Consider the following 10,751-nt stretch of genomic DNA (forward strand, 5'->3'; position numbering starts at 1 on the left):
GCAAGCCAGCCGCTACACTTAATGAAAATCATAGAAAGGAAGAGTGAATGACAACCCCTCAGCCCGATAAAACGGGCATGCATATTCTGCTCAAACTGGCGTCACTGGTGGTTATCCTCGCCGGTATTCACGCCGCGGCAGATATCATCGTGCAGCTATTACTGGCGCTGTTCTTCGCCATTGTCCTCAACCCGCTGGTCACCTGGTTTATTCGCCGCGGCGTGCGTCGCCCGGTCGCCATTACTATCGTGGTGGTGGTGATGCTGATCGTGCTCACCGCGTTAATTGGCGTACTGGCCGCGTCGGTTAACGAATTTGTCGCCATGATGCCAAAATATAATAAAGAGCTGACGGCAAAAGTCCTGCGGCTGCAGGAGGCGCTGCCCTTTTTGCATATTCATATGTCCCCGGAGCGTATGCTGCAACGCATAGACTCCGACAAGCTGATGACGTTCACGACCACCCTGATGACCGGGCTGTCCGGCGCCATGGCCAGCGTCGTTCTGCTGGTTATGACGGTGGTATTTATGCTTTTTGAAGTCCGGCATGTGCCCTATAAACTCCGTTTTGCCCTCAACAACCCGCAAATCCACATCGCCGGTCTTCATCGGGCGTTAAAAGGCGTTTCGCATTATCTGGCGCTGAAAACGCTGCTTAGCCTGTGGACCGGGGTGATTATCTGGTTAGGGCTGATGCTAATGGGGGTGCAGTTTGCGCTGATGTGGGGCGTGCTGGCTTTTCTGCTGAACTATGTGCCTAACATTGGCTCGGTGATTTCCGCCGTCCCGCCGATGATCCAGGCGTTACTTTTTAACGGATATTATGAATGCCTGCTGGTCGGCGCACTCTTTTTAGTCGTGCACATGATTATCGGCAATATTCTCGAACCCCGCATGATGGGCCACCGGCTGGGCATGTCTACGCTGGTGGTTTTCCTCTCGTTGCTGGTCTGGGGATGGCTGCTTGGACCGGTGGGAATGCTGCTGTCGGTACCGTTAACTAGCGTGTGTAAAATATGGATGGAGACCACCAGGGGCGGCAGTAAGTTAGCCATCCTGCTCGGGCCCGGGCGCCCCAAAAGCAGGCTACCGGGCTAGCCCTGCCGCTTCACCGGCCAGAAGATCGTCAGCACTCCGGCGACAATCAGCAGCACGCCCAGCAGCGATTGCCAGTGGAAAGGCTCATGCCAGCCGGGGAGCCAGATGGCGGCGGCCCATACCAGGATGTAGCTCAGGCTCAGCAGCGCGTAGGCTTTCGCCAGCGGCAGTTGATGCAGAGCGAAGTACCAGCAGACCATCGACAGCAGGTAACCCATAAGCCCGAACGCCAGGCCAAACGTGCCCGCACGCAGATGCAGCAGATGGTTGAGGAAGGTGAATATCTCCGTCAGCGGCGGGAGCTCGACCATCGCGCTGCGCAGCAGCAGCTGCGCGCCGCTCGCCAGGCCGACGCTGAACAACGCCCAGATTAAGCCCATCAGATACGGCTCCCGAGAATAACGATCCCAACGACGATGAGTCCCACGCCAAGCCAGTGGCGACGCGCGACCGGCTCGCGCCAGATCCCCCACGCCGCCAGCGTCACCCAGACGAAGTTCAGGCTCAGCATGGGATAGGCGATGCTGACCGGGATCGACTGCAGCACGCTAAGCCACAGCAGCATGCTGCAGCCGAGAGAGAGCAGCGCGAGCCCCAGCCAGCCAAGGATATGGTACCCGCGCCGCCCGGATTTGGACGGGCGGGTCGCCTGTTTCTGGCACAGCTGTCCGGCGCAGCTCAGCAGGCTGGCGAAAACCAGACAGATCCAGACGCTCATTGCGGCAGATACTGGATATACACCACGCGCCCAAGCTCGTAGGAGCTATCCGGTTTCGGTAGCGCTAAATCAGCCATACTTTCTCCTTTATCCATCAGCAGAACCAGCGAGACGGGGCCCTGTTGGCGGTGCGTCGCTAGCCAGTCAGCAAAATGGGCTTGATCGACAAACTGGTGCTGCGCGTCCGGCCAGGAGAGACCGTACTTCAGCTCGCCCTGCTTGTCGAACAGAATGATATCGCTGCGCTTGAGCTCCCACGACAGCCCGCCGGCGATACCGACGTTATTGGTCAACACGTAGCGGCTCGGGGTCAGCGATTCGCTGACGATATCCACCAGGAACTGCGGCTGCTTGCTGTCGATCACCCGATCCGGGATAGCGAAGCCCACCAGCAGCGCCAGCCCGAGCGGGCAGCAGGCGGCGAGGGTCCAGCGGCGGCCGTTGTCCTTCATCGCCAGCCAGCCCATCAGCGCCCAGCAGCCAAATATCAGCGCCGCCAGCAGGCACTTATAGAGTTCAATATGGCTCCATACCGGCTTGTGCATAATGCCCCACGGCGAAACTACCAGCACGGCGACCAGGCCAATCAGGCCAAAGGCCAGGTTGATCGCGCCGTTAATTTTCAGCGCCTTCGCCCCCGCCTTCGCCGCGTCCAGCGCGTAGCGCGCCATCAGAATCGACAGGGGAGCAAAACAGGGCAGGATATAGGTTGGGAGTTTACCCTTAGCAATGCTGAAGAACAGGAACGGCATCGCCACCCATCCGAGCAAATAGAGCGCACCGCGCGACTCATCGCGTTCGGTCCAGCCGCGCTTGAGCGCACCCGGCAGCAGCGCCAGCCACGGCAGGCTGCCGGCAATCAGGAACGGAATGTAGTACCAGAACGGCGCTTTATGCTGGGCATCTTTTTCCGCGAAACGCTGGATATGCTCCACCCAGAAGAAGTAGCGCCAGAAGTCCGGCTCGCGTTTGGCGATGGCAAGACCCCACGGCAGCACCACCAGCGCGCAGACGCCCACCGCCAGCCAGCCGTAAGTCAACACTTCGCGCCAGCGCTTACGCGCAATCACCCACGGTAGTACCCCGACCACCGGCACCGCCAGCGCGAGGAAGCCTTTGGTCATCACCCCCATCCCGCAGGCCACGCCGAGTAAAACATAGCCGAGAATTTTGCCGCCGTGGCTTTGGGCCTGCGCCGCGCCCCAGAAGCTGCACATCGCCAGCGCCATCCACATGGTGATCATCGGGTCGAGCACCGCGTAGGTGCCGATACCGTAAACCAGCAGCGCGGTCAGGAAGATCGCCGGTGACAGGATCGCGACGCGTTTATCGCGGAAAAGACGCCATGCCAGCCAGGCGACCAGCAGAGCGGTGACGGTAATGGAAAACACCACCCCAAAGCGGACGGCAAAATTATTGTGGCCGAATAGCCACTGGCCGATGCTGTTGATCCAGTAACCGGCAATGGGCTTTTCAAAGTAGCGCAGCCCGAGGAAATGCGGCACCACCCAGTCGCCGGTCGCCAGCATTTCGCGGCTGATCTCCGCGTAGCGGGTTTCATCAGGCTGCCAGAGCAGGCGGAAGTTAAGCGGCAGTAAATAGTAGAGGACAAAAAGGGCGACCAGAGAGGCGCCGTAGCGAATGCTTTTCATCAAACACCCGAATTGAGTAATTGTTCACGTCCAAGCCAGCCTTCCCGGCCGGCCAGTTCACCACGAACCACTTTACCTCGCGGCAGCACGCTAAAATCGGCGGGCAGCAGCTGGCTTAGCGGGCAAAACCGGATCTCTTCCTGTGCGGCCATGGTCAGCAGTTCATCAAACTGCTCCGCGAAGGCGATGCCTTCCACTTCGGCATGGATGGTATAGACCGGCGTCCCCGCGTCGCGATGGATGCAGTCCAGCAGATAGCGGTTGAAGCCCGCACTATCCACCGCGTTGCCCACCACTTCATCCCAGGTCGGTAAGGTTACCGGGATCTGCACGGTTCCCGGCGCGCCGTTCCCCAGCTGCGGCAGAAAAGGCCCGGTCCCCCGGCAGTCGCTGTTATAGAGGAAATCGAAAGCCTCTTTGGCTTTGATCACCCGCTGATCGGCACGCCAGCCGGCAACGGCGGAACAGGTTACCGGGCGACCGATAATCCGCTCCAGCTCCAGCAGCCCGCGTTCAACCTCCAGCGTCAGCCTTTCCTGCGGCCAGACGCCGCTCCACGCCTGCCAGCTATAGTGATCCCAGGCGTGCAGGCCGACTTCATGCTCCTGCGCGGCGGCGCGGATAACGTCCTCATTCCCGGCGCCGATCCTGCGCCCTGGCCAGGCGGTACCGGCCAGCAGGATATCCCAGCCGTACAGCGACGCGGCCTTTGAGCGCAGCATCTTCCACAGAAACTTCGGTTTTATCAGGCGCCAGATATGGCGCCCCATGTTGTCCGGCCCGACGCTGAAAAAGAAGCTTGCCTGAATCCCGTGCTGGCTCAGCAGAGCCAGCAGCCGCGGGACCCCGTCCCGCGTGCCGCGAAAGGTATCGACATCTATGCGTAAGCCGACCTGTTTCATGATTTTCCGCTGTCCGTCAGCTCAACCGTGCGCAGGAAGAAGTCCAGGGTGTGTTCCACGGTCTCTTCCATTTCCACCGTTGGCACCCAGTTCAGGCAGCGCTTCGCGTTGCGAATGCTCGGCTTACGATGTTCGACGTCCTGATAGCCTTTACCGTAGTAATCGCTGCTTTCCACTTCACGGAACCCGGCAAACGGCGGGAAGCGGTCGCGCAGCGGATGGCGCTCAAAGCAGGCCAGCAGCATTTCCGCCAGCTCTTTGATACTCGCTTCGTTATCCGGGTTGCCGATGTTGATGATCTGCCCGTCGCAGCGGCCATCTTTGTTCTCAATGATGCGGAACAGCGCTTCGATACCGTCGCTGATATCGGTAAAACAGCGCTTCTGCTTACCGCCCTCAATCAGCTTGATCGGCGAACCTTCAACCAGGTTAAGGATCAGCTGGGTGATGGCGCGAGAGCTACCGATGCGCGCGGCGTTGAGGTTATCGAGGCGCGGCCCCATCCAGTTAAACGGACGGAACAGGGTAAACTTCAGGCCGTTCTTATCGCCGTAGGCCCAGATCACGCGGTCCAGCAGCTGCTTGGAGACCGAGTAGATCCAGCGCTGTTTGTTAATCGGCCCGACCACCAGATTGGAGGTATCTTCATCGAAGTTATTGTCGGTGCACATGCCGTACACTTCCGAGGTCGACGGGAAGATGATGCGCTTATCGTATTTCACGCAGTCGCGGATAATCTTCAGGTTCTCTTCGAAATCCAGCTCAAACACGCGCAGCGGGTTGCGGGTATATTCGATTGGCGTGGCAATCGCCACCAGCGGCAGGACCACGTCGCACTTCTTAATGTGGTACTCGATCCACTCGGAGTGAATGCTGATATCGCCTTCAACGAAGTGGAAGCGCGGGTTGTCGAGGAAGCGGCTGATAGCGTCGGAGCCAATGTCCAGGCCGTAAATCTCGTAGTTGTCGTCCTGCAGCAGACGCTCGGTCAGGTGGTTGCCGATAAAGCCGTTCACCCCGAGGATCAGCACGCGGGTACGGCGCTTAATCGCCACCACCGGTTTGCTGCTCAGCACCGCGCCGGCAACCAGGCCAAGCGCCTGCGCCAGCTGCGTACCCTGCATATAAACGCCGCGCTCGGTCTGCCCGGTAACGATTTCTAACGCCCCTTCCTGGCAGGCGACCACCAGCGGCGCAACGGAGATCACCGTCCCCGCTTTGGCGGCGGCCAGATCGTGGCGCACGCGGGATTTCCAGACGATAAACTTGTTCGCGCCGGCGTAGCCGAACGCGCCCGGCCACGGATCGGAGACCGCACGGACGAGGTTGTGCAGCGTCTGGGCCGAGCGTTCCCAGTCGAGGCGACCGTCTTCCGGCGTACGGCGACCGACGTAAGTCGCCAGGCTTTCATCCTGGGCGCGCTCTTCGGTTTTGCCGTCGCGGATGGCGGGCAGCGCCTGAGCCAAAAGTTCCGACGCCGCGGAACAGAGCTTACGGTGCAGCGCCAGCGCCGCGTCATCCGCGCCGATCGCGACGCTTTTCTGCGCCACGATATTGCCGGCATCGGCGCGGTTAACCATACGGTGCAGCGTCACGCCGGTTTCGCTTTCGCCGTTCACCAGCACCCAGTTCAGCGGCGCGCGGCCGCGGTATTTTGGCAGCAGTGAACCATGCAGGTTAAAAGCCCCCTGCGGCGCAATATTCAAAACGTCATCGCACAGCAGGTTGCGGTAGTAGAACGAGAACAGCACGTCCGGTTTAATCTCACGGATACGTTCGATCCACAGCGGATGATTCACATCTTCCGGCGCCCATACCGGGATGCCTTGCTCAGCGGCAATACGCGCCACGGAGCCAAAAAAATGGTTTTCGCCAGGGTTATCCGGATGGGTAAAAATAGCGGCGATGTCATAACCGGCATCCAGCAGAGACTGAATACCTGCACAACCCATATCGTGATAAGCGAAGACTACGGCTTTCATGAACGATCTTCCTCTTGAGATGCCGTTTCCGGCTGGCGAACAACACGTTGAATAAAGTAGCGGGGGCGGGCGCGGACATCGTTATAGATGCGGCCGATATACTCCCCGAGCAGGCCCATCCCGACGAACTGGGCGCCGATAAACATGAACAGCACCGCGAACAGCATGAACACCCCTTCCGCCGCCCACTGGGGACCAAACACCAGACGCAGCACCACCAGCATCAGGCCGAAGGCGAAGCCCAGCAGAGCGATGACGCTGCCGAACAGGCTCAGCAGGCGCAGCGGCGTGGTGGTCAGGCAGGTCACCAGGTCATACATCAGGTTAATCAGGCGCATAAAGCTGTATTTGGAATCGCCGAATTCGCGCTCGGCGTGCATCACCGGGATCTCAACCGCCCGGCGGGCAAAAGTGTTCGCCAGAATCGGGATAAACGTACTGCGCTCATGACAGTTGAGCATCGCGTCGATGATATGGCGGCGATAGGCGCGCAGCATGCAGCCATAGTCGCCCATCGCTTTACCGGTGGTACGCTGGATCAGGCGGTTGATCATCTTCGAGGCGCTTTTACGGAAGAAAGTGTCCTGGCGGTTCTGGCGCACGGTACCGACCACGTCGTAGCCCTCATCGGCCTTCTCAACCAGGCGCGGGATCTCTTCCGGCGGGTTTTGCAGGTCGGCATCAAGGGTAATGATCAGGTCACCGGTAACGTGGCTGAAGCCCGCCATAATCGCCGAGTGCTGGCCATAGTTGCGGTTCAACAGGACCGCCACCACGTGGCTGCCTTCGGCCTCGGCGGCTTCGGTGAGCATTCGCGCCGAGTCATCGCTGCTGCCGTCGTCGACCAGCAGAATTTCATATTGCCGTCCGAGCGTCGCGCAGGCGGTGTCGGTGCGGCGGATAAGCTCCGGCAGGCTCTCCTGTTCGTTATACACAGGAATAACGACCGAGACCTTTTTCACGGGAGGATAGCTAAACATATCAACGTCCTGACAGCTGGTGCAGTGCGGAAATGACCCGAGTGACATCGTCATCGGTCATATCCGGGAACAACGGAATGGAACAAATGCGCGCGCTGTTCCATTCCGTATGCGGCAATGAAACTTCAGGGAAACGCTCGCGGTAATACTTTTGCGTATGGGCCGCGCGGAAGTGCAGGCCGGTGCCAATGCCCATGGCCTTCAGTCTTTCCATCAGCGCATCGCGGCTGATGCCGCAGGCGGCTTCGTCAACGCGGATAATAAACAGGTGCCAGGCGTGCTGATGCTCCCACGACGGCGCCACCAGCGGCCTGAAGGGCGTATCCGCCAGCTCGCGCAGATAGCGTTGCGCAATGGCGGCGCGGCGCTGATTGGCGTGGGCGAGCTTATCCAGCTGCACCAGCGCCAGCGCGGCGTTGATATCCGCGAGATTGTATTTAAAGCCCGGCGAAATCACCTCCGCCTGCGGGGCGCGGCCCAGGGTCTGGCGGTCATAAGCGTCAACGCCGAGGCCGTGGAACTTCAGGCTGCGAATGCGCGCGGCCAGTTCGTCATCGTCGGTCACCACCAGCCCGCCTTCGGCGCAGGTCATATTCTTGATCGCATGGAATGAGAAAATGGCGGTACCGCGCCACCCGACGTGGCGGCCTTTGTAGTACGTCCCCGCCGCGTGGGCGGCATCTTCAATCACCGGAATAGCGTGACGCTCGCCAATCGCGCGAATGGCGTCAATATCCGCCGGTGCGCCAGCATAGTGCACAGGGATAATGGCTTTGGTTCGCGGGGTGATTGCCACTTCAACCGCTTCGGGGGTAATCATCAGGTTATCGGGATCGACATCGATCATCACCGGGGTCGCGCCGAGCAGGCAGATCATGTTCAGCGTGGAGACCCAGGTCTGGGAAGGGGTGATCACTTCATCGCCCGCACCGATACCCAGCCCCATCAGCGTGACGTGCATGCCGCCGGTCGCCGAACTGACGGCGATGGCGTGACGGTTGCCGGTTAACGTGCAGAACGCCTCTTCCAGCGCCTGATTTTTCGGTCCAGTGGTGATCCAGCCCGATTGCAAAACTTCACGCAGCGCAGCCAGCTCTGCGTCGCCCATCGACGGGCGCGAAAACGGCAAAAAATCGCTCATCATGTTCCTGTTCTGTGAATGACCCGCGAAAAACCGGGTCGATAAGAAATATCCTGCACCTGCTGACCTAAACAAAATGAAAATGAAAGCGAAATCAGCCCGATGGCGCATTTCATTATTTTGTATTCAGATGTTATTAAATTTAGTCAGATTTGCTTAGGATAATATTAAGAAATTAATATTAATTAGATATGCATGATAATTTTGTTAAAAATCATTGAGATAGAGTGGAATTTATCGCAGAAAAAGGCGCTATAGCGTTCCCGCCGGACGGAGAAATAGCGGGAACGCATTGGCGAAAAGTAAACGGATGCTCAACCAGATTCCAATAAGCTATCTTTAAACATCGTTCAGCAAATATAAAAAATCCAGTCGAATCACGAAACTATTTCAAAATGATTACAGGTTGGCAGGAAAGTTGTCAGGTAATTCGTTAGCCGGGCAATTAATCACTTCGTCATTATCCGCACCGCAATCGCGCACAAAAGTGATGGTGGCAAACTCATCAATCACTTCTGTCGGATAAGCCGGACCGGCTTCACGATAAGAGACCATCAGCGGAATATGATCGTTCTGGAAGCAGACGGTTTTCTCCGGGTTATTCATTACCCAGCGCGGGAAAAAGATGGTGCCGTGAAACAGTTTGTCGCCGAGGTTAACGATCAGGCTCACGTCGGTACCGGTCGGTTCGGTCCAGGAAATTTTGTAGATGCTTTCGCCGACGCGAACGATATAAGCCTGCTGATCTTTCACCCAACGATTCGCGACGATACCGCTGTGAATACGATAATCCAGGGTGGTGCCGTTTTTAACGTAAATTTCGTAGTTCCAGCCATTATCGTAGGTATAAACCAGATGTTTGCCGATAAAACCGCTCAGGTCGTGTTTGTCGAATGTGCTCATAATCTGTTCTCCTCTGTTTGTTGAGAACAAGCATACTGCTTTAAAAAATGGATGAATAACGCTATGTTTGGATTAAACTCATTCACTTTTTAGATGGATTATGCACAAGACTACGCTGGAACAATGGGCGCTGCTGGAGAAAGTTGTCGAGCTGGGTAGCTTCGCGAAGGCGGCGGACGAGACCCACCGCAGCCAGTCGTCGGTGAGCTATAATCTCGCGCTGTTGCAGGAGCGGCTGGGCGTCACGCTGCTGACGCCATCGGGCCGTCGCGCGGTGCTGACCCCGGCAGGCGAGCTGCTGCTCGGCCAGGTTAAGCCGCTGCTGCAGGCCTTCTCTTATGTCGAAACCCATGCCGCCACCCTGCGAGACGGCGCCCGGACCCGGCTGGATCTGGTGGTCGACAGCATTTTCCCACGCCAGCGGCTGTTCGCCATTCTGCGCCAGTTTCAACAGCGCTACCCGCAAACTCAGGTCAGGTTGACCGAAGTGCTGGAAAACGTTGAGGAAGAGCATCCGGCCCGCACCGAGGCGGACGTGATGGTGCTGACCCGCCGTCAGGATATTACCGGCCGCGGCGAATGGCTGATGAACATTGATTTTGTCGCCGTCGCCCATCGCGATCATCCACTCTCCGCACTGGCGGGGCCGCTGGACGACAGCGCGCTGGCCCCCTGGCCGCTGGTGCGCATCGCCGACCGCAGCAACGACCCGCAATCTTCCCGCGATGCATGGACGTTTTCCACTATTGATGCCGCCATCGATGCGGTGCTGTATCAGGTCGGATTTGGCTGGCTGCCGGAAGAGCGCATTGGCCCACAGCTTCAACAAGGGGTGCTGAAGGCGCTGCCGCTGGGACACGGCGCGCGGCGGGCAACGCCGCTGCACCTGATCGTTAAGCGTGATTTAACACCTATTGATGAGCAGGTCGCCACGCTGCTGGATCTGTTCAGAGCGCCCTGATGGGCTTGTTTACCCGGCTCGCGCTGCGCTTAGCCGGGCTACAGATTCACTGCGGTCTGCTCCCGGGGGCGGCGCTTAACGCGCATTGCCCGGGCTACAAGGTCCCCACCGTCTGCGAGCCAGTAGCCCGGACAGATGCGCAGCATCGCCTCCGGGAAATTCAGCCTCTCTGCGGTCTGCTCCCGGGGGCGGCGCTTAACGCGCCTTGCCCGGGCTACAAGGTCCCCGCCGTCTGCGAGCCGGTAGCCCGGACAGATGCGCTGCATCGCCTCCGGGAAATTCAGCCTCTCTGCGCGCTGCTCCCGGGGGCGGCGCTTAACGCGCCTTGCCCGGGCTACAGGTTCCCCGCCGTCTGCGAGCCGGTAGATACTGTGAACGCCTGCAACCATTTTTAGTTGCCGATACTTTCTCCGGC

At 58.8% G+C, this 10,751-nt stretch carries 11 protein-coding genes; 3 read left to right on the forward strand and 8 right to left on the reverse strand.

Features of this window, described 5'->3' with window-relative positions; genetic code table 11:
* Positions 1 to 47 precede the first annotated feature (47 nt).
* A complete protein-coding gene (locus ABLU88_RS25680; protein ID WP_009654337.1) occupies positions 48 to 1,097 on the forward strand; it encodes an AI-2E family transporter in 1,050 nt (349 codons plus the stop codon).
* On the opposite strand, the gene arnF is transcribed toward ABLU88_RS25680, so the two are convergent.
* The 8 genes from arnF to ABLU88_RS25720 all read right to left on the reverse strand — a co-directional run bounded on the left by arnF (position 1,094) and on the right by ABLU88_RS25720 (position 9,378).
* Positions 1,094 to 1,477, reverse strand: a complete 384-nt coding sequence (gene arnF, locus ABLU88_RS25685) for a 4-amino-4-deoxy-L-arabinose-phosphoundecaprenol flippase subunit ArnF (RefSeq protein ID WP_004855095.1) — start codon at positions 1,475 to 1,477, stop codon at positions 1,094 to 1,096. The genes ABLU88_RS25680 and arnF overlap by 4 nt on opposite strands.
* Positions 1,477 to 1,815: a 4-amino-4-deoxy-L-arabinose-phosphoundecaprenol flippase subunit ArnE gene (arnE, locus tag ABLU88_RS25690; RefSeq protein WP_014227121.1), complete on the reverse strand. Its 339-nt coding sequence runs from the start codon at positions 1,813 to 1,815 to the stop codon at positions 1,477 to 1,479. The genes arnF and arnE overlap by 1 nt, the downstream gene beginning before the upstream one ends.
* Positions 1,812 to 3,467, reverse strand: coding sequence for a lipid IV(A) 4-amino-4-deoxy-L-arabinosyltransferase (gene arnT, locus ABLU88_RS25695; protein WP_185219770.1), 1,656 nt, complete (start codon positions 3,465 to 3,467; stop codon positions 1,812 to 1,814). Before arnT ends, arnE begins: the two co-directional genes overlap by 4 nt.
* Positions 3,467 to 4,369 carry a 4-deoxy-4-formamido-L-arabinose-phosphoundecaprenol deformylase gene (gene arnD, locus ABLU88_RS25700; RefSeq protein ID WP_014227123.1) on the reverse strand — a complete coding sequence of 301 codons (903 nt, stop codon included), beginning with the start codon at positions 4,367 to 4,369 and terminating at the stop codon, positions 3,467 to 3,469. The genes arnT and arnD overlap by 1 nt, the downstream gene beginning before the upstream one ends.
* Positions 4,366 to 6,351 carry a bifunctional UDP-4-amino-4-deoxy-L-arabinose formyltransferase/UDP-glucuronic acid oxidase ArnA gene (gene arnA / locus ABLU88_RS25705; RefSeq protein WP_025106841.1) on the reverse strand — a complete coding sequence of 662 codons (1,986 nt, stop codon included), beginning with the start codon at positions 6,349 to 6,351 and terminating at the stop codon, positions 4,366 to 4,368. The genes arnD and arnA overlap by 4 nt, the downstream gene beginning before the upstream one ends.
* The gene (arnC, locus tag ABLU88_RS25710) at positions 6,348 to 7,331 is read right to left on the reverse strand and encodes an undecaprenyl-phosphate 4-deoxy-4-formamido-L-arabinose transferase (protein ID WP_004126208.1); all 984 of its coding nucleotides are present in this window, start codon (positions 7,329 to 7,331) and stop codon (positions 6,348 to 6,350) included. Before arnC ends, arnA begins: the two co-directional genes overlap by 4 nt.
* A 1-nt stretch (position 7,332) precedes the next feature.
* Complete coding sequence (arnB, locus tag ABLU88_RS25715; RefSeq protein ID WP_348838477.1) at positions 7,333 to 8,472, reverse strand: UDP-4-amino-4-deoxy-L-arabinose aminotransferase; 1,140 nt, start codon at positions 8,470 to 8,472, stop codon at positions 7,333 to 7,335.
* 399 nt (positions 8,473 to 8,871) lie between these two features.
* Positions 8,872 to 9,378, reverse strand: a complete 507-nt coding sequence (locus ABLU88_RS25720) for a phenolic acid decarboxylase (RefSeq protein WP_025106840.1) — start codon at positions 9,376 to 9,378, stop codon at positions 8,872 to 8,874.
* A gap of 97 nt (positions 9,379 to 9,475) precedes the next feature.
* Here ABLU88_RS25720 and ABLU88_RS25725 point away from each other — a divergent pair, with 97 nt between their 5' ends.
* Positions 9,476 to 10,336 (forward strand): LysR family transcriptional regulator, encoded by an 861-nt coding sequence (locus ABLU88_RS25725; protein ID WP_014227126.1) that lies wholly within the window; start codon positions 9,476 to 9,478, stop codon positions 10,334 to 10,336.
* Entirely contained in the window at positions 10,336 to 10,731 is a 396-nt protein-coding gene (locus ABLU88_RS25730; protein WP_348838474.1) for a hypothetical protein, read from the forward strand. Before ABLU88_RS25725 ends, ABLU88_RS25730 begins: the two co-directional genes overlap by 1 nt.
* The last annotated feature ends 20 nt before the right edge of the window (positions 10,732 to 10,751 follow it).

Origin of the sequence: Klebsiella sp. GW_Kp182 (genome assembly GCF_040062275.1) — a bacterium.
Taxonomy (GTDB): domain Bacteria; phylum Pseudomonadota; class Gammaproteobacteria; order Enterobacterales; family Enterobacteriaceae; genus Klebsiella; species Klebsiella michiganensis.

Excerpts from the sequence above, each read along its gene's own strand:
- arnF (WP_004855095.1), bottom strand. The coding sequence starts at position 1,477 with ATGGGCTTAATCTGGGCGTTGTTCAGCGTCGGCCTGGCGAGCGGCGCG.
- arnT (WP_185219770.1), bottom strand. The coding sequence starts at position 3,467 with ATGAAAAGCATTCGCTACGGCGCCTCTCTGGTCGCCCTTTTTGTCCTC.
- ABLU88_RS25725 (WP_014227126.1), top strand. The coding sequence starts at position 9,476 with ATGCACAAGACTACGCTGGAACAATGGGCGCTGCTGGAGAAAGTTGTC.
- ABLU88_RS25680 (WP_009654337.1), top strand. The coding sequence starts at position 48 with ATGACAACCCCTCAGCCCGATAAAACGGGCATGCATATTCTGCTCAAA.
- arnB (WP_348838477.1), bottom strand. The coding sequence starts at position 8,472 with ATGAGCGATTTTTTGCCGTTTTCGCGCCCGTCGATGGGCGACGCAGAG.
- ABLU88_RS25730 (WP_348838474.1), top strand. The coding sequence starts at position 10,336 with ATGGGCTTGTTTACCCGGCTCGCGCTGCGCTTAGCCGGGCTACAGATT.
- arnC (WP_004126208.1), bottom strand. The coding sequence starts at position 7,331 with ATGTTTAGCTATCCTCCCGTGAAAAAGGTCTCGGTCGTTATTCCTGTG.
- arnE (WP_014227121.1), bottom strand. The coding sequence starts at position 1,815 with ATGAGCGTCTGGATCTGTCTGGTTTTCGCCAGCCTGCTGAGCTGCGCC.
- arnA (WP_025106841.1), bottom strand. The coding sequence starts at position 6,351 with ATGAAAGCCGTAGTCTTCGCTTATCACGATATGGGTTGTGCAGGTATT.
- arnD (WP_014227123.1), bottom strand. The coding sequence starts at position 4,369 with ATGAAACAGGTCGGCTTACGCATAGATGTCGATACCTTTCGCGGCACG.